The sequence below is a fragment of the uncultured Jannaschia sp. genome, from assembly GCF_947494025.1.
Lineage (GTDB): Bacteria > Pseudomonadota > Alphaproteobacteria > Rhodobacterales > Rhodobacteraceae > Jannaschia.
This window is the reverse complement of sequence record NZ_CANLTQ010000005.1, coordinates 174,071-194,541: the sequence shown is the minus strand read 5'-3', so window position 1 is coordinate 194,541 and position 20,471 is coordinate 174,071. Positions and strand designations below refer to the sequence as shown.

Genomic DNA, 20,471 nt, shown 5'->3' with positions numbered 1-20,471 from the left:
AGATCTGATCGTGCGAGGCGACAGGGGCCGCGAGCTCCTGTCGGTGCCGCGCCTCGACCTGACGCCCGGGGGATCGCTCGGCATTTCCGGCCCCTCCGGCTCCGGCAAGTCCACCTTTCTCTTCGCCGTGGCGGGCCTGCTCAAGGCCGCGTCCGGGACGGTGGCCTGGGGGGACGCGGCGATCACCGCCATGGGCGAGGCGCGGCGGGCGGCGTTCCGCGCCGAGCGGATCGGCATCGTGTTCCAGGACTTCCTCCTCTTCGACGAACTCGGCGCGGCCGACAACGCGGCCATCGCCGCGCTCTACGCGCCGCGCGGTGCGCGGGACGGCATCCGGGCGCGGGCCGGCGACCTGCTCTCGCGGCTGGGCCTCGCGGACGAAGACCGCCCCGTGCCCGGCCTTTCCGGCGGCGAGCGGCAGCGGGTGGCCGTCGCGCGGGCGATGGCGGGGAACGCGGATATCCTGCTGGCCGACGAGCCCACGGCCAATCTCGACCGTCCCACGGCGACGCGTCTGGTGGACGACCTGCTCGTGCGATGCCGGGAGCGTGGCGCGAGCCTAATCGCCGTCAGCCACGACGAAACCCTGCTCGCGCGGCTCGACCGCAGGATCGAGATTCGGGACGGAAAGGTGCGGCTGGATGGTTGACCTGTGGGACGGCCTGCCGGTCCTCGCGCAGGACGGACTCGTCGCGCTCGCCTGGGCGCTGCCGCTCCTCGTGGTGGGCGCCCTGCTCCTGCGCGGGCTTGCCCCCTGGCCGCTCGTGCGCGCTCTGCTCGCGCGGTTCCGCGTGCCGGTCGCGCTCTTCGTGCTGCTGATCGCCGTTTCGGTCGGGACCGGGATCAGCCTCGTCGCGTTCGAACGTGGCCTCCGGGCCGGCACCGCGCGGGCGGCGGACCGGTTCGACCTCATCGTCGCCGCACCCGGAAGCGACATCACCGCGCTGATGGCGACGGTGTTTCTGCAACCCTCCGACATGCCGCTCCTCGACGGCGCGACCTACGCGGAGGTCACGGGCCACCCTGCGGTCGCCTTCGCCGCGCCGCTCGCCTTCGGCGACAGCGCGGACGGCGCGCCCGTCGTGGGCACCACGGCGAACTTCCTCGACCATCTGTCCGCGGGCGCGATCGAGGGCCGCGCCTGGACCGCGCATGGGGAGGCCGTGGTCGGCGCCGGCACGCCCTTCGCCATCGGCGACGCGCTGCACCCCGCGCACGGGATCGGGGACTTCGCCGATGCCGAAGCGCACGAGAGCCACGAATACCGCGTCGTCGGCCGCATGGCCCCGACCGGCAGCCCCTGGGACGGTGCCGTTCTCCTCCCCATCGAGACGGTATGGGAGGCGCATGACCTGCCCACGGGCCACGCCCCGGAGCGTGCGGAGCAGATCGGCCCGCCCTTCGACGCGGCGCTGTTTCCCGGCACGCCCGCGATCCTGCTACGGGGCCATACGCTCGCGGACACCTACGGTCTGCGCGCCGCGTTCCAGGGCACGGAGGAGACGATGGCGTTCTTTCCGGGCACCGTCCTGTCGCGGCTCTACAACGTGCTGGGCGACATGCGGCAGATCGTGTCCGCCCTGACGCTCGTGACCCAGGTCCTCGTCGCGGCGGCGGTGCTGACCGGTTTCGCGCTGCTGACCCGCCTCATCCGGCGACAGATGGCGGTGCTGCGCGCGCTCGGCGCCCCGGCGCGCTTCGTCGTCGCGGTGGTCTGGAGCCTTGCGGTAACGCTGATGGCGAGCGGCGCGGTGCTGGGCGTCGCCCTCGCGGTCGGGCTCGTGGCGGTGCTCGCGTCGGTCGTCGGCGCACGCGCCGGTCTCGCGATCGACGTGTCCCTCGGTCTGCCGGACGTCACGCTCGCGCTCGCCTTCGTCAGTCTCGCCTCGCTGATCGCGCTGCTGCCCGCGCTGTCGATGCGACGTCAGGACATCGTCGCGGGCCTGCGGGGCTGAGGATTGAACCACGCGGGCACCCAGACGTTCTGGACGGAGCGCGACCGCAGTCCCAAACGCAATGTCATAACATGCCATTCCGCATCGAGACGCATGACGACGACCTGCAGGCGGCCCTGCGCCGGATCGCGACCGAGCAGATCGACCGGGCGCTGCGCGAGATCGAGCATCCCGATCTTTCGCTGGCCGAGCGGGTGCATCAGGCCCGCAAACGCTGCAAGAAGCTTCGCGGCCTGATCCGTCTCGTCCGCCCCGTCATGGGCGGGTACAAGCGGGAGAACGCGGCCTTGCGCGACGCGGCACGACGCCTGTCGGGCATGCGGGACACGCAGACGCTCATCGCCACCTACGACGCCGTGTGCGAGCAGTTCGCGGACGAGATCGACCGCCGCGCCTTCGGGCCGATCCGCGCGAAGCTGACACGCGACGCGAAGGCCGCCGCCGCGGACCCGGAGCTTGCCGTGCGGTGCGACGCGTTCCGGGACGCGATGCAGGCGGTGCGAGCCCGCGCCTCCGTCTGGACGCTGGAAGACGAGGACTTCGAGGCGATGGCCGCCGGCCTGCGCAAGACCTACAGCCGCGCGCGGAAGCGGATGAAGTGCGCCCGGTCCGATGGCGGCGACGCGACGATGCACGAATGGCGCAAGCGGGTGAAGTACCACTGGTACCACGCGCGCCTGCTGTCGCCCGTCTATCCCGCGATGATGGCCCCCTGGGCGGAGGAGGCGGACCGGCTGTCGGATCTTCTGGGCGACCATCACGACCTCGCCGTGTTCGAGGCGCGCCTGGCCCGGACGCCGGAGGCGTTTGGCGATGCCACGTCGCTTGCGGCGTTCCGGGCGCTTCTCGGCAAGCGCAAGGCGATGCTCGCGGACAGGGCGCTTGTTTCAGGGCGGATGCTCCTGGCCGAGGAACCGGACGCTCTGGTCGGCCGCTGGGCGCGCTACCTGTCGCTCTGGCGGGCCGGGACGGCGTAGCGTCTTCAGGCGTCGTCCGCAGGGTCCAGCCCGGCGAGCGTGACGTTGTAATAGCGCGGATCGCCCGTCACCTCCCGGCCAAGCCAGTCGGGGCGGACGATCTCCGCCGCTTCGTCCTCCAACTCCATCTCGGCGAGGATCAGCCCGGCCTGTGCGCCCTCGAACACGTCGACCTCCCAGGTGCCGGGATCCCCGGGGACGATGTGTCGCCGCTTTTCGATGGGAACGCCCTGCGCGAGGTCGAGGAGTTCGCGCGCCTCCTCCACGGGAATGGCGTATTCGTATTCCGCCCGGGTGGTCGCCGTTCCGGTCGCCTTGATGGTGATCACCGCCGAGGCGTCGTCGGCGATGCGCACGCGCACCGTGGCCGCCCCGGTCCGTGCGAGGTAGCCCTGACGCAGATGCTTGTTTCCGGTCGCCGCGTCGCGCCAGCGATCGTCCGTCACGAGGTACTTGCGCTCGATCTCCGTCACCACGGCATCCTCCGGCGGTTTCCGTAAATCTCTCTACCGCATTGCCGCCGCGCCGCCAGGCCCGGCTGCGCCGTAACGGAACCATGATCGAACCGTCGCAGAGCCGACGCCGCGTAAGGTCCGGCCGCACCGATGGTCCAGGCCGGGCATGACGATCCGCCTCGGCATCCTGACGGCCATCCTCTCTCATCGTCGCCGGTCCGGCCTTTGCTCAAGACCTGGCGTTCGACCGTATCGCCAGCTTTCCGGTCGCGGGGAACCGAAGGCGCGGCGGAAAGCCCGGCGGAGATCGTCTTCGCCTGAGAAGGACGGCATGAGGCCCGTTCGTTCCGACAGTCTTCCCTGCGTGCTCGGCATGACCGACTTCATAGGTGAGACGCTCGACTGCGACAGCCCGCGCTTCCGCGCGGCGGGGTGAGGAACACGGTCCGGCTGACCGCGGACATGCACGACACCGCCGCGCATCACTACAGCGCCGACCGCGCCGCCTTTCAGGCGTTCGAACCGTTCCGGGAGTTCGTTTCCGGCCCGATCCATGCTGGAACGTTCGGGGCCGACGACCTCGACACGACGTTGGGGCCAGAGGTCCGCTCCGTGAAGGCGCCGCCGGAGGATCAGGCCAACCTGCCCCCTCGCTCGCGACCCGTCGATCGACCTTCTGGACATCGAGGGGTCGAGCGAGCGGTGACAACGTGGCTGACGGATCGCGACGACACCGAACTCCGGTCGACCCCGACCCCGGTGATCCGAGGCGGAGCGGAGCGGGCCGTCCGGGCCTGTCTTGCTGGACGCGCAGGAACCCTTCCCGCACGGCAGGCATTGCCCTGAAAGGCACCGGCCCGTACCAATGCGGAGCCTGGCCCCGAAAGAAGCCCGAGGATGTCGTCGCGATGCCGGTCGATACGTTCTGAACGATGCTGCCGGCTCTCGGGATAATCCTCGTCTGTGCCGCGCTGGCGGCGCTTCTGCCGATCTTCACGGCGGTCTCGGGCATCCGCTTTCCACGGCGCCTCGTGGCCGGCGTCTTCGTCTTCGCGCTGACCGCACTTCTCTTCGGCGAGGTCGCCGACGGCTACGAGAAGCTCCCGTGGTGGGACCTGCTGCTCCACGCCGTCAGTGCGGCGGCGTTGTCGATCGTCGGAATGGGGCTGGCGCTCCTGCCGACGGCGGGGGGCCGGGCGCGCACGGCGGTGTGGATGCTCGCGGTGCTGGCCTTCGGTTTCTCGATGATGGTCGGCACGATGTGGGAGATCCTGGAGTTCACGCTCGACCGGTTCTTCGGCTTCAATACGCAGGTCGACGGCCACATGGACACGATGACGGACACGATCGCCAATCTTGTCGGAGCGGTCTACGGTGCGGCGGCGGCGCATCTGGCCGTGACGTTCGGACGGCGGCCGCCGCCGGCGGGCGTGCTCCTCGACTTCGTCGCGGCGAACCCGGTGATCTTCGGGGCGTGGCAGGGTCCGTCAGGCGGCCTGCGCGGCGAGCCGTGCAGCGGCGAGGCCGGAACGGACCGCCCCCTCGAGCGTCGCGGGCAAGCCCGTTCGGACATGATCCCCGGCGAGTAACAGGTTCGGCCATGGGGTGCGGACGACGGGCCGGCGGGCCGCGCCGGCGGGCGACTGGTCAAAGGTCGCGGCCTTCTCCCGCAGCAGGCGTGCGACCGGCATCGCGTCGGGGACCATCCCGCCATGCGCGAAGATCGCGCCGGCCACGTCGCGCCAGAGCCGGGCGAGCGTCGCCTCGCGCGGCAGGCCCTCCACCTCCGACGCCTCGGCCGCCGAGACGGTGACGGAAACGACGTCGCCGCGCCGGAACAGCCATTGCGCCGCGCCGCCGAGAAGGGCGAGCACCGGCGGCAGACCGCTTTCCGGCGCCAGGAAATGCGCGTTCACGATCGTGCGCCCCGGCCCCGGCATCTCCACCCGCGGCAGGAGCGCCGCCGCCTGTCGCGCAGGAACGGCGAGGATGGCCGTATCCCCCGAGCCGAACGTGACGGGACCGTCCGCAGTTTCGATGACCTCGAGGCGATCCGCGCCACGCAAGGCGGTGACGGGGCTGCGATAGCGAATGCGGACACCGCGACCCTCGAGAAGCGGCAGCGCGGGATCGACGAGCGCGGGGCCGAGCCCGTCCGGCGCGAAGACGGGCCGCACCGCGCCCGCCCCCCGCGCGAAGCTTCGCAGGAACGCGGCGCGCAGGAGCGGGGCGCTGCCCGTCTCGGGCGGCTCGTTCAGGACGGCGCGGGTCATCGGATCCCAGAACGCGGGCCAGGCCGGACCGCGCGCGATGACGTCGGCCACGCTGGCCGTCCGGCGCGCGGCGAGAAGGCGGGCAGCGTCCCGGCCGAGCGCCGCAGCGGAGATGCCGGGCGGGCGTGCGGCGCGACGGAGGATGCCGAGCGGGCCCGCGCCGGGTCGGATCGTCCACCGCGCCCCGCTGGCGAGGTCGAGAAACGGATAGACCGCCTCCCCCGTCACGAGCCGGTCCGCGCCGCCGATGCGCGCGGCCCAGTCCAGCACGGCGCGGTTGCCCGACAGGATCAGGTGGTTGCCGTTGTCGATCACCCGGTCGAGCCTCGTGTCCCGATAGGACCGGCAGCGCCCCCCGGCCTTCGGCGAGGCCTCGAGCACCTCCACCGCGTGGCCCGCATCCGACAGACGCTCGGCCGCGACGAGGCCGGCGAGCCCGGCGCCGATGACGAGGATGCGCCCCATTCAGACGGGACGCGCGACCGCGGCCAGCCCGTCTGCGACCTTGCCAAGCCGCGAACGAACCGGCGGCGGGCGGGACCAGTCGGCCTCCCACCGGCGGAGCAGCCGCTCGTAGGGGCCCATCATCATCAGCGCGGGCAGGAGCAGCGTGCGGCGATGCGCGCCGATCTCCACGGCGGCGGCGTCGAAGGCCTGTCGCGCTTCCCGGCCGAGGAGCGCGCGCGCATCGGAGAGTTTCGGGTGGCGGACGATCTGCGCGGGGTCTTCGGGCAGGCCGGCGGCGCGCAGCACATGCGCGGGCAGGTAGAGGCGGCCCATCTTCGCGTCCGCCTCCACGTCGCGCAGGATGTTCATCACCTGCAACCCGCGCGCGAGGTTGAGCGCGAAACGCTCGGAGCAGGCGCCGCGCCAGGCGCCGAAGCAGATCATCGAGAGGATGCCGACGGAGCCCGCGACGCGGCGGATATAGGCGGAGAACAGCTCTGCATCCGGAGCGACGATGGCGGCGGCGTCCATCCGCATCCCGTCGAGGACCATCACGAATTCCCGCTTGGGTAGGTCGAGCCAGTCGAGCGTGCGCGCGATCTCCGCGCCGATGGCGGTGCGGGGTGTGCCGTCGAAGACCGCATCCAGCTCCCCCTCCCAGCGATCGAGGAGCGCGGCGCGGGCGGCGACGTCGCGCGCGTCGGGCACGTCGCCGTCGGCGATGTCGTCCACCGCCCGGCAAAGCGCGTAGACGGCGTGGATCGCGCGGCGGCGCTTTTGGGGCAGGACGCGCATGCCGGCCGCGAAGCTCGATCCGGCCGTTGCCACGACGCGACGCACCTCCTCCCGGTCGGCCCGTTCGCTGGTCGTCCGGGCAAAGCTCATGGGACGAACCGCAGGCATGACAGGCCGGCCAGGGCGAAGTCGGTGCGGCGAAGCGCCACGCGCCGGGTCAGCGGATCGCCCCGGCGCAGCCGCGCCTGCAAGCGCCGGGCCAGCGCGAGAGTGGCCGCCGCCTGGAGGCGCAGGCCGCGCGCGGCGACGAGGCCGGGCAGCGGGGCGGCCCGCGTCAGAAGCACGTCGGACGCGTCCAGCGTACGCGCGACCACCCGTCCGAGGGCGGGCGTCAGGAACGGGCGGCCCAGATCGGCATCGGCGGCCCCCTCGGCCGCCATCCAGTCGCCGGGCAGGTAGCGGCGGTCGAGGGCGCGATGGTCCGGCCCGAGATCCTGCAGGTGGTTGAGGACCTGCAGTGCGGCGCAAAGGGCGTCGGACGGTCCGTGGGTCGCCGCGTTTTCGCCGTGGACGGCCAGAAGGAACCGGCCGACGGGCACGGCGGAGGCGTCGCAATAGGACATCAGATCGGCCCAGTCGGCGCAGGCGATCCCGCGCGCGTCCCGGCGGAACGCCACGAGCAGGTCGCCCGCCGCAGCGAGGGCGACGGCATCCGGGGCATCGCGCCCGTCGTGGAGCGCGTGACGTAGCGCCGCGGCCGGACCTGCCCCGTCATCCCCCGCGAGGCCGCGCGCGAAGTCATCGAGCCGGGCGAGCTTCGCCTCCGGCGTCGTGTCGGGGTCGTCGGCGATGTCGTCAGCGGCGCGCGCGAACCGGTAGAACGCCACGACCTTGCCGCGAATGCCCGACGGCAGCAGGCGCGAGGCCACCGGAAAGTTCTCCCGACGCGCCGCACGGTCGAGATCCGACGACGACCGGTCGATCCGGGTCTCGGTCCAGCGTTCCTCGGCGAGCGTCATGTGCGTTCGGCCCCCTCAGGTGATGGTTGCGTGACAATTCCCGGCATCGACTTAGATCGCCGGGTGTTCCGGAGAAGATATTAACATGTGCCGCTCCCCCGCCCTGCGACCCGGTGTCCTACCAGACGGCACGGCGTCTGGTCTCGGGGGAACCATCAGGCCATTGTCCGGATTTGGCAATCCGGGTTCGCGACGCATCCGGACCGCAACGACGACGGGAGACGATCGATGAACGCGCTGGGTGGACGTTTCGCGGGGCGCCGGGCGGGTGCCCGACGCGTCGTGGTGATCGGGGCGGGCCCCGGGGGACTGGCCACGGCGATGCTCCTGCGGGCCTCGGGCGCGGAGGTGACGCTTCTGGAGCGCGAGGACCGCGTCGGCGGCCGCACCGCGAGCTTCACGCAGGACGGCTTCACCTTCGATTACGGCCCGACCTTCTACCTTTACCCCGAAATCCTGCGCGAGATTTTCGGCGCCTGCGGATACGATCTGGATGCGGAGGTGGATCTGCGCCGGCTCGACCCGATGTACCGGCTGCACTTCCACGACGGCAACACCTTCGACGCCACGCCCGACATCGAGCGCCTGACGGCGGAAGCCGCGCGGATCAGCCCGGAGGATGCGCGCAGCGTGCCGCGCTATCTTGCCGCGAACATCGCCAAGTTCGACGCGTTCCGGCCCATCCTGCAGCGTCCGTTCCACGGCCCGCGGGACTTCCTGCGCGGCGACATGGTGCGCGCGCTGCCGAAGCTGCGGCCCTGGGCGACGGTGGATCAGGACCTGCGCCGCTGGTTCAAGCATCCCGACCTGCGCCTCGCCTTCAGCTTCCAGTCGAAATACCTCGGCATGAGCCCGTTCAAGTGTCCGTCGCTCTTCACGATCGTGGCACATATCGAATACGGCTTCGGCGTGTTCCATCCGATCGGCGGCTGCAACGCGATCCCGCGCGCGATGGCTCGTGTGGCGCGCGAGATGGGCGTGGACATCCGCCTGTCCGCCCCCGCCCGCGAGATCGCGTTCGACGGCCGCCGCGCCCGCGCCGTGCGTATCGACGACGAGACGATCGAGGCCGATGCCGTGGTGATGAACGGCGACTTCGCGACCTCGGCCAAGACGCTGATCCCCGACCGCCTGCGTCGGCGCTGGACCGACGCCAAGATCGACTCGAAGAAATATTCCTGCTCCACCTTCATGCTCTATCTCGGGCTCGAGGGGCGGCTCGACGACCTGCACCATCATTCGATCCACATGTCCTCGAATTACGTGGAGAACATCCGCGAGATCGAGGCGGGACTCGCGCCGGAGGAGCCGACGATCTACGTCCAGAACGCCTCCGTCACCGACCCCACGCTCGCGCCCGAGGGACATTCGACGCTTTACGTGCTGGTGCCGACGGGCAACCTCAACGGCGCGGTCGATTGGGACGAGATGGGACCGCGCTACCGCGAGAAGATCCTCGACCGCCTGTCGCGGCTGACCGGGCACGACATCCGTCCGCGCATCCGGACCGAGCGGATGATCACGCCGGCCGACTGGGAAAGCCGGATGGGCATCTTCCGGGGCGCGACCTTCAACCTCGCGCACAACCTGGGGCAGATGCTGCACTGGCGGCCGCGCAACCGGTTCGAGGACGTCGACGGCGTCTATCTCACCGGCGGCGGCACGCATCCGGGCTCCGGCCTGCCCACCATCTTCGAGAGCGCGCGGATCGCCTCGAAACTCGCGGCCGAGGATCTGGGCTTGCCCGTCCCGAACGTGCAAAGTCTTGGCGAATCCCTCGAGGAGGCAACGGAATGAGCAGCGTCGGCATCATCGGAGGCGGCCTGGGCGGGCTGGCCGCTGCGGCGACGCTGGCGGCGCGGGGCCATAAGGTCACGCTCCTGGAGAAGAACGCCTGGCTGGGCGGCAAGGCGGCGGAGCTTTCCGAGAAGGGGTTCCGCTTTGACATGGGGCCGACGATCCTGACGATGCCGCGGGTGCTCGAACGCGTGTTCGCGGAGGCGGGGCGCGATCTTTCCGACTATCTCGACCTGCGGCGGCTCGACCCGCAATGGCGCTGCTTCTACGACGACGGCACGGTGCTCGACCTGCGCGACGACCCGGCGGAGGCGGCGCGCGAGATCGGCAAGCTCAGCCCGGGCGACGAACAGGGCTTCCAGCGCTTCATGGAGGTCGCCGACCGCCTGTCGGACGTGTCGGACAAGTTCTTCTTCTGGCGCTCGGTCGAGGATCTGCGCGACACGATGAACCTGAAGGAGAACATGACGCTCTCGACCCTGTCGGACGTCATGGCGCTCCGCATGCACCGCACCGTGGCCGGGCAGATCAAGCGCAACGTCCGCGACCCCCGCGTGGCACAGATGCTGGAGCATTTCATCCAGTATATCGGCTCCTCCCCCCTGGCCGCGCCCGCCGTCCTTTGCGGCATCGCGCAAATGCAGCAGGGCGAGGGCGTGTGGTATCCGATCGGCGGCACCCGCGCCGTGCCCGCCGCCCTCACCCGGCTGGGCGAGGAGCTGGGCGTGGATTACCGCACCGGCGTCGACGTGGAGCGCATCGAGGTCGAGGGCGGCCGCGCCGTGGCAATCGTCGCGAACGGCGAGACGTTGCGCTTCGACAAGGTCGTCTCCAACATGGATTCCGTGCGCACCTACCGGGAGCTCGTCGGCGGCAAGGCCTGGCAGAAATTCGGCTACAAGTCGCGCGAGGCGGCCTGTTCCGGCATCGTGCTCTATCTCGGGCTCGACCGAGCCTACGAGCATCTGGCGCACCACAACTTCGTCTTTTCCCGCGACCCGAAGGAAGAGTTCGGCGCGATCTACGACCGGGGCGTGCCCGCGCCCGACCCGACCGCCTACATCGCCGCCCCCGCGCGGACCGAGCCCGGCGTCGCGCCGGAGGGGGGCGAGGCGCTCTACATCCTCGTCCACACGCCGCATCTGCGGCCCGGCCACGACTGGTCCCGAATGCTGCCGGTGGAGCGGGCGAAGATCATGGACAAGCTCGCCCGCGCCGCCGGCATGGACGACCTCGAAGAGCGGATCGTGTTCGAGCGGGCGCTGACCCCGCAGGACATCCACGACCGCTACAAGGTGCTCGACGGGGCGATCTACGGGCTGGCGAGCCACGGTCGCATCAACGGCGCCTTCAAGCCCGGCAACCGCTCGCGGCAGGTGCAGGATCTCTACCTCGCCGGCGGCAGCGCGCATCCGGGACCGGGCATGCCGATGGCGCTGATGTCGGGCTGGATCGCCGCCGACAGCCTGCACCGCGACGCCACCGCCAATACCCATGCCGCCGAATAGCGGCGGCACGATCCCGGGCGATCCGGTGGCGATGCTGTCGCCCCGGATGGTCCGGTTCTTCGACAGCGTCATGCGACGACAGATGCGTGGCGCCTTCCGCGGCGTCCGCGTGCTTCGGGACGGGAAGCCGGACATACCTGCCGACCGGCCGGTCGTCGTGTTCGGGAATCATCCCGGATGGTGGGATCCCGCCTTCTTCCTCGTCTTGCGACAGACGCTGTTCCCCGACCGGCAGGGCTACGGTCCGATGGAGGTCACGGCGCTCGAGCGCTACCGTTTCATGAAGCGGATCGGCATCTTCGGCGTCGATCCCGAGGGCCGGGCCGGCGCGGCGCGCTTTCTCCGGGTCGGCACGCATCTGCTCGGCGACCCGAAGCGCATGCTCTGGATGACCGCGCAAGGCCGCTTCGCCGATCCACGCGAACGCCCCGTCGCGCTCCGGCCCGGTCTCGCGCATCTGATGGCGCGGGTGCCGGGTGCGATGGCCCTGCCGCTGGCGATCGAATATCCGTTCTGGTCCGAGAAGCGCCCCGAAGCGCTCGCGGCCTTCGGTCGGCCACTCGCCGATCTCGGTCCGGTCGGGGCGTGGCAGGACGGGCTGGACGCAGCGCTGACCGCGACGCAGGACCGGCTCGCCAAGGCGGCGATGGCGCGCGAGCCCGCCGCCTTCGAGACCATCCTCGGCGGCGCCCGGGGGGTCGGCGGCGTCTACGGGTTGTGGTCGCGGTTGCGCGACATGGCCGCGGGGCGCGGACACGATCCCGATCATCTGGCTAGCGATTGAAGGCGTGCCGATGAGTTCCGTCCTGACCTTTCTGGCCCTCGTCGCCCTCGTCCTGGGATCGCTCTACGCGGCCGTCACGCTCGTCAACCTCGTCATCTTCCGCGCCCCGGCGCGGGCGAAGGGTCCGGCTGCGCATCCGGTCTCGATCCTGATTCCCGCCCGCGACGAGGCCGGCAACATCGACGCGGCCCTGGACGCCGCCCTGTCGCAGGACGGCGCGGAGATCGAGGTCGTCGTGCTCGACGACGGGTCCACCGACGGAACGGATCGCATCGTTGCGCGGGCCGCGGCGGCCGATCCGCGCGTGCGATTGATCCGCGGCGCCCCCCTGCCCAAGGGCTGGAACGGCAAGCAGCATGCCTGCCACCAGCTTGCGGCGGCGGCGAACCATCCTGTCCTCCTCTTCGTCGATGCGGACGTGCGCCTCGCGCCGGATTGCGTCGCGCGGATGCTCGGCTATCTGGAGCGCCGTTCGCTGGACCTCGTTTCCGGCTTTCCGCGGCAGATCACCCGGACGCTGGGCGAGCTCATCGTCATTCCGCAGATACTGGTCCTGCTGATCGGCTACCTGCCGCTGCCGATGGCGCGGATGGCGAAGTCCGACGCGCGCTTCGCGGCGGGTTGCGGCCAACTCCTCATGGTGCGGGCGACGGCATATCGGCGGGCAGGCGGACACGCCGCGTTCCGCGACCGGATGCATGACGGCCTGAACCTGCCGCGCAACGTCCGCGACAGCGGCGGCCGCACCGATATCCTCGACGCGACGCCGCTCGCGCATGTGCGGATGTACGACAACTGGGCGGATATCTGGGGCGGGTTCACCAAGAACGCGACCGAGGGGATGGCGACCCCTCGCGCCCTGCCGGTCTGGACCGTTCTGCTGGCGGGGGGTCACCTGTTGCCCCCGCTCGTCCTGCTTCTGGCCCTGTCGACCGGCGCGGACCTCGCCGCGGCGCAGGCGGGCCTCGCGACGACGGAGGTTCTGGTCGCCCGGATTCTTCTGGCGGCGAAGGTGCGGCAGGCGCCGTTGGCCGTGCTTCTGCATCCGGTCGGTGTCGCCGTGACGCTGTGGATCCAGTTTTCCGCCCTGCGCGCGGCGCGGCGGGGCCATCGGGCCGTCTGGCGCGGCCGGACTTACGACGTCCATTGACCGGGGCCGTCCGCGATGCCCATGCGCGCCTTCGGGGGGCTTTCTCGCTCGATGACGTGCCGCCCGTCGCGGCGCGGATCGCCCGGCTGGAGCGGTTGGGCGCGGCGCTTCGCGCCCGGCGGGCCGAACTGATCGCCGCCATCGGCTCCGATTTCGGCCCGCGAGCCGAGAGCGAGACGATGACGGCGGAGCTGGCCTTCCTGCTGACCGGCCTCAGGCATACGATTCGCCACCTGCCGGGCTGGTCGCGGCCCCGAACCCGTCGCGTGCTGCAGCCGGTGCCGGGGCGGACCGACATCTGGACGGAGCCGAAGGGGGTCGTCGGCATCCTGTCGCCGTGGAACTATCCGCTGCAACTGGCGTTGATGCCGCTCATCTCGGCCGTCGCGGCGGGCAACCGCGTCCTGCTGAAGCCCTCGGAGCGAACGCCGGCCACCGCGACGGCGATGGCCTCGCTCATTGAGGAGGTCTTCCCGCCGGACGAGGTCGCCGTCGTGACCGGCGGGCCGGAGGTGGCGCAGGCGGTCACGGATCTCCCGCTCGGGCACCTGTTCTTCACCGGCTCGACGGAGACGGGGCGCAAGGTCGCGCAGGCCGCCGCGCGCACCCTGACCCCCGTCACGCTGGAGCTTGGCGGGCGCAGTCCGGCGGTCGCCCTGCCGGGCGCGTCGCCGAAGGACCATGCACCGATGATCGCTTGGGGCGCATGGCTCAACGCGGGGCAGACATGCGTCGCACCCAATCACGTCTGGGTTCCGCAGGCGGATGTGGCGCGATGGGTCGACGCGCTCTGCGGCGCGGCGCGGGGCTTCCTCCCCGACGATTACAGCGCGATGATCGACGCGACGGCCATGGCGCGCATCGAACGCCTGATCGCGGAGGCGCGGGCGGGCGGCGCGGCGATCCACGTGGCAGAGGGCGAGCTTCCGAGCGAGGGTTCGATCGCGCCCACCATCGTCGTGGACCCCCCGGCGGACTCCGCGTTGATGACGGAGGAGATCTTCGGCCCGGTTCTGGTGGTGCTGAGCTATTGCGACCCCGAGGCGGTGCTTCGCGCCGAGGCCGGCGCCACCCCGCTGGCCGCCTATGTCTTCGACACCGACGCCGCGCGGGCCCGCCGCTTCCTTGCGCGACTGCGGTCGGGCGGGGGCGCGGTGAACGCGACCGTGCTGCATCTCGCGGCGCACGACCTGCCTTTCGGCGGCATCGGGGAAAGCGGTCACGGGGCCTATCACGGGCATCGCGGGTTTCGGGAGTTCAGCCACGAACGCGCCGTGTTCACCGCCTTGCGCGGCCCGTGGCTCAAGCTGCTGCTGCCGCCCTATTCGCCGGTCGCGCGGCGTATCTTCCGACGGATGACGGACTAGGTCGGTCGCGTCCTGCCGCTCTTGCCCCCTGGTGACGGGGCGGAACGGGGCGGGGAACTACGTCGCCCGACCGCGCTGCAGTTCCATGTCGCCACCGCAGACGCGTGGTTGCGATAATTGCCGGAAATCGGATCTTGCCCGGCGAAACACGTTCTAATAACGGCGAAAGAGGGGCCATGCCGAAATGGCTGCCGATTCTCTCGGAGGATGCCATGTTGACGCGCAACGATCTCATCCGCGAATACCGCAACCGGGCCGGCAGCCTGCCGGCGCTGGTGCTCGTTTATGCACTCATCGTTGGGACGATGGCACTGACGGCGATGACCATCGTCTGAGGTCGCGCCCCGCCGTCAGGCGGAGCTTGCCTTCTCGGACCCGTCCTTCGTTTCGCCGGCGGCCTCGCCGATGTTGTCGACGCCCCGCTCCTCCAGAAGCGTGGTGAGCCAGTTCGGATCCATCTCCGGCACGGAGGACAGGAGAAGGTCGGTATAGGGATGGTGCGGGGGCGTGAACATCTGCTCCTTCGGACCCTGCTCCACCACACGGCCGTTCTGCATGACCACCACCTCGTCGGCGATCGAGCGGACGGTGGCAAGGTCGTGGGTGATGAACATGTAGGCCAGGCCGAGCTCGTTCTGCAACCGGTCGAGCAGCTTCAGGATGCCTTCGGCGACGAGCTGGTCGAGCGCGCTCGTGACCTCGTCGCAGATGATGAAGTCGGGCTCCGCGGCGAGCGCGCGGGCGATGCCGATCCGCTGCTTCTGGCCGCCGGACAACTCGGGCGGGTAGCGGTTGTAGTATTGCGACGGTTCGAGCTCGATCAGGTCGAGAAGCTCGTCCACGCGCTGCTTCAGGGCCGAGCCCTTCAGACCGGAATAGAACTGCGCGGGCCGGCCGATGATCTCGCGGATGCGGACCTTCGGGTTCAGCGCGGTGTCGGCCATCTGGTAGATCATCTGCGCCTGGCGCAGCTGGTCCCGGGACCGGTCCTCGTAGCGCGGCGGCAGGGGCTCGCCGTCGAAGAGCACCTCGCCCTTCGAAGGCGGAAGCAGGCCGGTGATGACCCGCGCGGTGGTGGACTTGCCGGAGCCGGACTCGCCCACCACGGCCACGGTCATGCCCGGGTAGATGTCGAAGGACACGTCGTCGAGGACCTTGTCGCCCCCGGTATAGGACGCGTCCACGCCCCGCACGGAGACGATCGGCTTCGTCCCGTCGGTCGGCCGGGCCTTCTGGGGGCGCTTGAAGCTGCGCACGGCCCAGAGCGACTTGGTGTAGTCCTCCTGCGGATCGGTGAGCATGCGGTCGGTCGTTGCCTGCTCCACCTCCTCGCCCTTGAGGAGCACCTTGATGGTGTCGGCCATCTGCGCGACCACGGCGAGGTCGTGGGTGATGTAGATCGCCGCCGTGTTGAACTGGTCGACGATGTCGCGGATCGCGGCCAGCACCTCGATCTGCGTGGTCACGTCGAGCGCGGTGGTCGGCTCGTCGAAAATGATCAGGTCGGGGCGGCAGGACATCGCCATCGCCGTCATCGCGCGCTGCAGCTGACCGCCGGAGACCTGGTGCGGATAGCGGAACCCGATCTCCTGCGGGTTCGGAAGGCGCAGGCGCTCGTAGAGCTCCTTCGCGTCCTCCTGCGCCTCCATCCGCTTCTGGATGCGGTAATGGACGGGCGCCTCGGTGTGCTGGTCGATGATCTTGTGCGCCGGATTGAACGACGCGGCCGCCGATTGCGCGACATAGGCGATGCGCGAGCCGCGAAGCGCGCGGCGCTCCCCCTCCGAGGCGGTGGTGAGCTCCATCCCGTCGAACTCGATGGAGCCGCCGGAGATCCGCGTGCCGTCGCGGGCGTAGCCCATCGCGGCGGCGCCGATCGTGGACTTGCCCGCGCCGCTTTCGCCGATGAGGCCGAGCACCTCGCCGCGGTGCAGCTTCAGATCCACGCCCTTGATGATCGGGACCCAGGTCTCGTCGGAATAGCCCTCGATCTGCAGATCCGTGATGTCGAGGAGGACGTCCTTTTCGCTGAATCGGCCCATGCGATTACCCTTTCAGACCGGTGGACCGGAACAGCATCCAGTCGACCACGAAGTTGACCGCGACCGTCAGCAGCGCGATGGCCGCCGCCGGGATCAGCGGGGTGATGTCGCCGAAGGAGATCAGCGTGGCGTTCTCCCGCACCATGGATCCCCAATCCGCGGTCGGCGGCTGGATGCCGAGACCGAGGAAGCTGAGGCCTGCGATCAGAAGGAACACGAAGCAGAACTCGAGCCCGAACTCGGCCACGAGAGGCGCGGTGGAATTCGGCAGGATCTCCCGGCGGATGAGGTACCAGTCGCCCTCGCCGCGCAGCTTGGCCGCCTCGATGTAGTCCATCACCACCACGTTGCCCGCGACCGCGCGGGTCAGGCGGAAGACGCGGGGCGAGTAGATCACCGCGACCACCACGACGATGACGAGGAGGCTGGTGCCGAAGATCGACAGCATCAGAAGCGCGAAGATCAGAGAGGGGACCGACATGATGACGTCGGCGAAGCGGCCCATGAACTGGTCGAACCAGCCGCCTTTCACCGCCGCGAGCAGGCCCGCCAGCGCGCCCATCACGAAGGCCAGGACCGTCGCGGCGAGGGCAAGGCCCACTGTGTTGCGCGCGCCGTAGACGATGCGGCTGAAGACGTCGCGGCCGAGCTGGTCGGCGCCGAGCAGCATGTTGGCGTCCGGCGGCGCGAAAGAGGTGGAGATCACCTCCGCCTGCCCGTGCGGCGCGATCCACGGCGCGAAGATCCCGGCGATGGCATAGGTGAAGATCACGAACATGCCGAACGCGGCGGTCAACGGCGCCGTCCGCAACTCCCGCGCGAGGCCGGGCCGGGAGATCTGTATCAGGAACTCCTTGAAAGCGTAGGACACGCCCGCCGCCAGCGCGAACACGGCGACGAGGATCGTGATCGTCCTGAGCGCGCTCACGCCACCGAGGATCCCCGCGACGAAAGAGATCAGCGTCAGCGAGAACAGCAGCATGAAGACGCGCCGTCGCTCGAGATAGACGGCGAGGCAGGAGGCGGCGATCAGGACGGAGTAGTAGCCAATTACGAAAACGCTCATCGGGCCGCCTTCACTTGGGATGCCGCAGACGCGGATTTGTCAGGATGGACCCCACATCGGCGGCGAGGTTCAGCAGGATGAAGGTCGCCGCGAAGATGAGGCAGCACGCCTGCACGATCGGGAAGTCGCGCTTGGACACCGCATCAACCAGGAGCTGGCCGATGCCGGGATAGACGAACACGACCTCGACCAGCACCACCCCGGTGATGAGGTAGGCGAGGTTCAGGGCGACGACGTTGATGATGGGCGCCCAGGCGTTCGGAAGCGCGTGCTTCACGATCACCTTCCAGGGCGGCATCCCCTTGAGGCGGGCCATCTCGATATAGGGGGAGGCCAGAAGGTTGATGATCGCTGCCCGCGTCATCCGCATCATGTGCGCGGTCACGACGAGGACGAGCGTCAGCGCCGGCAGGAACGTCCGCTCGAGAAGCTCGCCGAAACCCATGCCCGGCGACAGACTGGAGATTGCGGGGAACCAGCCGGTCTTGACCGACAGGTACAGGATCAGGACGTAGCCCAGGAAGAACTCCGGCGAGGAGATCGAGGTGAGCGTCAGCACGTTCGCCGCCCGGTCGAAGAGCGTGTCCCGCATCAGCGCGACGAGCACGCCCAGGATGATCGCGAAGGGCACGGCGATGACCGCGGCGTAGGCGGCGAGGAACAGCGTGTTGAGGAACCGCTGCGTGATCGCCTCGGTCACGCTGGTGCCGGAGATGAGCGACACTCCGAAATCGCCCTGGAGCGCGCCGCCGAGCCAGTTGAGATAGCGCATGATCGCGGGATCGTTGAGCCCCATCCGCTCGCGCAGGCGCGCGACCGTCTCCTCCGTCGCGCCCTGGCCCAGTACCGCCTGCGCGATGTCGCCGGGCAACAGCTCCACGGCGAAGAAGATGAGGATCGAGACGACGAACAGCGTCACGAGCCCGAGCCCCAGTCGCTTCGCCACCAATTTGAAGATGTCAGACATCCGTGCCTCCGGCCTGCCGATCCGGCGTTGGCATGCCGGCGTCTTGTTGTCCGTAAGGAATGATCGTGTTGCGGCCCGGCCGAAGCCGGGCCGGACCTTTCGCGATCAGTCGTTGAACCACCAGCGGCTCGCGGCGCGGGCGCCGTCGTTCTCCCAGCTCGCGGCCAGCTCTTCGGGCGTGCCGACATTGGCGCGGTTCGCGTAGACGAAGTTGTTGAAGAACGGGATGATGGTGCCGCCGTCGTCGCGGGCCAGCATCGCCATCTCAGCATACATCTCCGCGCGGAGCGAATTGTCGAGTTCCGACTTCGCCGCCAGCAGGAGCTCGTTGAACCGCTCGTTCTGCCAGTGGCTCTCGTTCCAGGCCGCGTCGTCCTTGTAGGCCAGCGTGTACATCACGTCCGGCGTCGGGCGCGCGCCCCAGGAGACGAGGCAGAACGGCTTCTTCAGCCAGACGTCCGAGTAGTAGCCGTCGTTCGGCTCCCGCACGACGTTGACGTTGATGCCTGCGGCCCGCGCCTGTTCCGCATAAAGGACGGCCATGTCGACCGCGCCCGTATAAACGCTGTCGGCGGCGCTGAGGCTGATCGTGAGTCCCTCGGCCCCCGCCTTCTTCAACAGCGAGCGTGCCTGGTCGGGATCGTAGTCCCGCTGGGGGATGCCCTCGGGATAGTAGGGCTGCGCCGGCGAATGGTGGAAATCGTTGGCCTTGGTCGCGGCGCCGAAGGTGATCTTCTCGATGATCTCGTCGCGGTTCATGGCGAGCTTCAGCGCGTTGCGCACGTCCACGTTGTCGAACGGCGCCTGGTCGCAGAACATCGGCATGGTGATCGCCGCGGCCGAGGGCACGTTGTGGATCACGAGGTTCGGATCGCGCTGCAGGAGCGCCATCGTCTTGAGCTCGATCAGCGATACCGCGTCCACGTCGCCGGTGACGAGCGCAGTCTGGCGCGCGTTCGGGTCGTTCAGCGTCAGGAGCTCGACCGTGTCGAAATAGGCCCCCTCGCGGTGCCAGCCGTCGTGCCGGCTCAGCGTGAACTGCACGCCCCATTCGCCCGAGTCGATCTTGTAGGGTCCCGAACCGTCGCCCGATTGCCATTCGATCGTGCCGTCGTCGTTGGCCGGGCAGACCGCGAAGTGGTAGTCGGTCATCAGCCAGGGCAGGTCGGCGTTGCCGCGCGACAGGGTGACGACGACGGTGTGGTCGCCGTCCTTGGTGATGTCGGACACGTCGGTCAGAAGCGCCTTCGCGGCGGAGGTCGTGTCGTCGCCGCGGTGGTGGTTCAGCGACGCGATCACGTCGTCGGCGGTCACCGGCTTGCCGCTATGGAAGCTGGCGTCCTGGTTGAGCTCGAAAATCCACTGGGTCGCGTCCTCGTTCGCCTCCCAGCTGTCGGCGAGGTCCGGCCCGAGGGAGCCGTCGCCCATGATCATCGTCAGGTAGCTGCGATGGGTATGGGCGAGAAAGATATTCTGGCGCGTCACGTAGGTGCCCGGATCGTGCGTGTCCGAGGTGTTGCCGTCATGGAGACCCCAGCGAAAGTTGCCGCCCGATTTCGGCTGGGCCGCGGCCTTCGTGGTCCAGAGACCCGTTGCCGTGGTCGCGGTCAGGCCGGCGGCGACGGAATAATGCATGAAGTCGCGGCGCGAGAGGCCGCCGCGGCGGGCGGCGTCGGCGAGGCGATCGATCTGTTCCTGGTTCTTCTTCGACATGGTGTCTCCCAAATCTCGGACGCGCTCCAACGCACGCCTTCTCATACGTATCGGGCCCGCTGGCGCAGGCCCGGTCGACACAAAAGAACATGAAGGCCGCCTCAATGCCACCGGGTTTCTGCCGGGAACGGGGGTTATGGACGCCGCGCGACGCGGACCGGCGCAAGATAAGTTCGGAATTATGCTTTCCGGGCAGTCTCCTGCGGGAGTTCGGGC

Annotated in this window: 19 protein-coding genes; 11 read left to right on the top strand and 8 right to left on the bottom strand. The window is 69.7% G+C overall.

Annotated features, from left to right (window positions below):
• The first annotated feature begins 10 nt into the window (after positions 1-10).
• From Q1B08_RS10050 to Q1B08_RS10040, 3 genes are all read left to right on the top strand, one after another.
• Positions 11-649 carry an ATP-binding cassette domain-containing protein gene (locus Q1B08_RS10050; RefSeq protein ID WP_299817713.1) on the top strand — a complete coding sequence of 213 codons (639 nt, stop codon included), beginning with the start codon at positions 11-13 and terminating at the stop codon, positions 647-649.
• Positions 642-1,955 carry an ABC transporter permease gene (locus Q1B08_RS10045; protein ID WP_299817710.1) on the top strand — a complete coding sequence of 438 codons (1,314 nt, stop codon included), beginning with the start codon at positions 642-644 and terminating at the stop codon, positions 1,953-1,955. Before Q1B08_RS10050 ends, Q1B08_RS10045 begins: the two co-directional genes overlap by 8 nt.
• 71 nt (positions 1,956-2,026) lie before the next feature.
• Positions 2,027-2,932, top strand: coding sequence for a CHAD domain-containing protein (locus tag Q1B08_RS10040; protein WP_299817707.1), 906 nt, complete (start codon positions 2,027-2,029; stop codon positions 2,930-2,932).
• 5 nt (positions 2,933-2,937) lie between these two features.
• On the opposite strand, the gene Q1B08_RS10035 is transcribed toward Q1B08_RS10040, so the two are convergent.
• A complete protein-coding gene (locus tag Q1B08_RS10035) occupies positions 2,938-3,405 on the bottom strand; it encodes a CYTH domain-containing protein (RefSeq protein WP_299817705.1) in 468 nt (155 codons plus the stop codon).
• A gap of 444 nt (positions 3,406-3,849) precedes the next feature.
• Between Q1B08_RS10035 and Q1B08_RS10030 the strand changes: the two genes are divergently transcribed.
• Positions 3,850-4,233, top strand: a complete 384-nt coding sequence (locus Q1B08_RS10030) for a hypothetical protein (RefSeq protein ID WP_299817846.1) — start codon at positions 3,850-3,852, stop codon at positions 4,231-4,233.
• A gap of 86 nt (positions 4,234-4,319) precedes the next feature.
• Positions 4,320-4,976, top strand: a complete 657-nt coding sequence (locus tag Q1B08_RS10025; protein ID WP_299817702.1) for a hypothetical protein — start codon at positions 4,320-4,322, stop codon at positions 4,974-4,976.
• On the opposite strand, the gene hpnE is transcribed toward Q1B08_RS10025, so the two are convergent.
• Genes hpnE through Q1B08_RS10010 form a run of 3 tightly spaced genes read right to left on the bottom strand, consistent with a single transcriptional unit; the run spans position 4,875 to position 7,861 of the window.
• A complete protein-coding gene (gene hpnE / locus Q1B08_RS10020) occupies positions 4,875-6,125 on the bottom strand; it encodes a hydroxysqualene dehydroxylase HpnE (RefSeq protein ID WP_299817699.1) in 1,251 nt (416 codons plus the stop codon). The genes Q1B08_RS10025 and hpnE overlap by 102 nt on opposite strands.
• A complete protein-coding gene (locus Q1B08_RS10015; RefSeq protein ID WP_299817696.1) occupies positions 6,126-6,992 on the bottom strand; it encodes a squalene/phytoene synthase family protein in 867 nt (288 codons plus the stop codon).
• Entirely contained in the window at positions 6,989-7,861 is an 873-nt protein-coding gene (locus tag Q1B08_RS10010) for a squalene/phytoene synthase family protein (protein WP_299817693.1), read from the bottom strand. The genes Q1B08_RS10015 and Q1B08_RS10010 overlap by 4 nt, the downstream gene beginning before the upstream one ends.
• A gap of 228 nt (positions 7,862-8,089) precedes the next feature.
• On the opposite strand from Q1B08_RS10010, the gene crtI (Q1B08_RS10005) reads away from it, so the two are divergent.
• The 6 genes from crtI (Q1B08_RS10005) to Q1B08_RS09980 all read left to right on the top strand — a co-directional run bounded on the left by crtI (Q1B08_RS10005) (position 8,090) and on the right by Q1B08_RS09980 (position 14,802).
• The gene (gene crtI / locus Q1B08_RS10005; RefSeq protein ID WP_299817690.1) at positions 8,090-9,658 is read left to right on the top strand and encodes a phytoene desaturase family protein; all 1,569 of its coding nucleotides are present in this window, start codon (positions 8,090-8,092) and stop codon (positions 9,656-9,658) included.
• Positions 9,655-11,166 carry a phytoene desaturase family protein gene (gene crtI, locus Q1B08_RS10000; RefSeq protein WP_299817687.1) on the top strand — a complete coding sequence of 504 codons (1,512 nt, stop codon included), beginning with the start codon at positions 9,655-9,657 and terminating at the stop codon, positions 11,164-11,166. The genes crtI (Q1B08_RS10005) and crtI (Q1B08_RS10000) overlap by 4 nt, the downstream gene beginning before the upstream one ends.
• A complete protein-coding gene (locus tag Q1B08_RS09995; RefSeq protein ID WP_299817684.1) occupies positions 11,153-11,950 on the top strand; it encodes a lysophospholipid acyltransferase family protein in 798 nt (265 codons plus the stop codon). Before crtI (Q1B08_RS10000) ends, Q1B08_RS09995 begins: the two co-directional genes overlap by 14 nt.
• Positions 11,951-11,960: 10 nt before the next feature.
• Positions 11,961-13,100: a glycosyltransferase family 2 protein gene (locus Q1B08_RS09990; protein ID WP_299817681.1), complete on the top strand. Its 1,140-nt coding sequence runs from the start codon at positions 11,961-11,963 to the stop codon at positions 13,098-13,100.
• Complete coding sequence (locus Q1B08_RS09985; RefSeq protein ID WP_299817679.1) at positions 13,097-14,467, top strand: aldehyde dehydrogenase family protein; 1,371 nt, start codon at positions 13,097-13,099, stop codon at positions 14,465-14,467. Before Q1B08_RS09990 ends, Q1B08_RS09985 begins: the two co-directional genes overlap by 4 nt.
• Before the next feature lie 176 nt (positions 14,468-14,643).
• Positions 14,644-14,802, top strand: a complete 159-nt coding sequence (locus Q1B08_RS09980) for a hypothetical protein (protein ID WP_299817676.1) — start codon at positions 14,644-14,646, stop codon at positions 14,800-14,802.
• A gap of 15 nt (positions 14,803-14,817) precedes the next feature.
• On the opposite strand, the gene Q1B08_RS09975 is transcribed toward Q1B08_RS09980, so the two are convergent.
• The 4 genes from Q1B08_RS09975 to Q1B08_RS09960 form a co-directional block, all read right to left on the bottom strand.
• Positions 14,818-16,509: an ABC transporter ATP-binding protein gene (locus Q1B08_RS09975; RefSeq protein WP_299817673.1), complete on the bottom strand. Its 1,692-nt coding sequence runs from the start codon at positions 16,507-16,509 to the stop codon at positions 14,818-14,820.
• Positions 16,510-16,513: 4 nt separating this feature from the next.
• Positions 16,514-17,575: an ABC transporter permease gene (locus Q1B08_RS09970; RefSeq protein WP_299817670.1), complete on the bottom strand. Its 1,062-nt coding sequence runs from the start codon at positions 17,573-17,575 to the stop codon at positions 16,514-16,516.
• 10 nt (positions 17,576-17,585) lie between these two features.
• Positions 17,586-18,542 (bottom strand): ABC transporter permease, encoded by a 957-nt coding sequence (locus Q1B08_RS09965; RefSeq protein ID WP_299817667.1) that lies wholly within the window; start codon positions 18,540-18,542, stop codon positions 17,586-17,588.
• A 105-nt stretch (positions 18,543-18,647) separates the two neighbouring features.
• Positions 18,648-20,255 (bottom strand): ABC transporter substrate-binding protein, encoded by a 1,608-nt coding sequence (locus tag Q1B08_RS09960; protein WP_299817665.1) that lies wholly within the window; start codon positions 20,253-20,255, stop codon positions 18,648-18,650.
• Between the last annotated feature and the right edge of the window lie 216 nt (positions 20,256-20,471).

Bases quoted from the DNA above. Each gene is read 5' to 3' on its own strand.
- Q1B08_RS10040 (WP_299817707.1), top strand. From the start codon at position 2,027: ATGCCATTCCGCATCGAGACGCATGACGACGACCTGCAGGCGGCCCTG.
- crtI (WP_299817690.1), top strand. From the start codon at position 8,090: ATGAACGCGCTGGGTGGACGTTTCGCGGGGCGCCGGGCGGGTGCCCGA.
- Q1B08_RS09970 (WP_299817670.1), bottom strand. From the start codon at position 17,575: ATGAGCGTTTTCGTAATTGGCTACTACTCCGTCCTGATCGCCGCCTCC.
- Q1B08_RS10025 (WP_299817702.1), top strand. From the start codon at position 4,320: ATGCTGCCGGCTCTCGGGATAATCCTCGTCTGTGCCGCGCTGGCGGCG.
- Q1B08_RS10030 (WP_299817846.1), top strand. From the start codon at position 3,850: ATGCACGACACCGCCGCGCATCACTACAGCGCCGACCGCGCCGCCTTT.
- crtI (WP_299817687.1), top strand. From the start codon at position 9,655: ATGAGCAGCGTCGGCATCATCGGAGGCGGCCTGGGCGGGCTGGCCGCT.
- Q1B08_RS10045 (WP_299817710.1), top strand. From the start codon at position 642: ATGGTTGACCTGTGGGACGGCCTGCCGGTCCTCGCGCAGGACGGACTC.
- hpnE (WP_299817699.1), bottom strand. From the start codon at position 6,125: ATGGGGCGCATCCTCGTCATCGGCGCCGGGCTCGCCGGCCTCGTCGCG.
- Q1B08_RS09995 (WP_299817684.1), top strand. From the start codon at position 11,153: ATGCCGCCGAATAGCGGCGGCACGATCCCGGGCGATCCGGTGGCGATG.
- Q1B08_RS09975 (WP_299817673.1), bottom strand. From the start codon at position 16,509: ATGGGCCGATTCAGCGAAAAGGACGTCCTCCTCGACATCACGGATCTG.
- Q1B08_RS10015 (WP_299817696.1), bottom strand. From the start codon at position 6,992: ATGAGCTTTGCCCGGACGACCAGCGAACGGGCCGACCGGGAGGAGGTG.
- Q1B08_RS09965 (WP_299817667.1), bottom strand. From the start codon at position 18,542: ATGTCTGACATCTTCAAATTGGTGGCGAAGCGACTGGGGCTCGGGCTC.
- Q1B08_RS09980 (WP_299817676.1), top strand. From the start codon at position 14,644: ATGCCGAAATGGCTGCCGATTCTCTCGGAGGATGCCATGTTGACGCGC.
- Q1B08_RS09990 (WP_299817681.1), top strand. From the start codon at position 11,961: ATGAGTTCCGTCCTGACCTTTCTGGCCCTCGTCGCCCTCGTCCTGGGA.
- Q1B08_RS09960 (WP_299817665.1), bottom strand. From the start codon at position 20,255: ATGTCGAAGAAGAACCAGGAACAGATCGATCGCCTCGCCGACGCCGCC.
- Q1B08_RS10010 (WP_299817693.1), bottom strand. From the start codon at position 7,861: ATGACGCTCGCCGAGGAACGCTGGACCGAGACCCGGATCGACCGGTCG.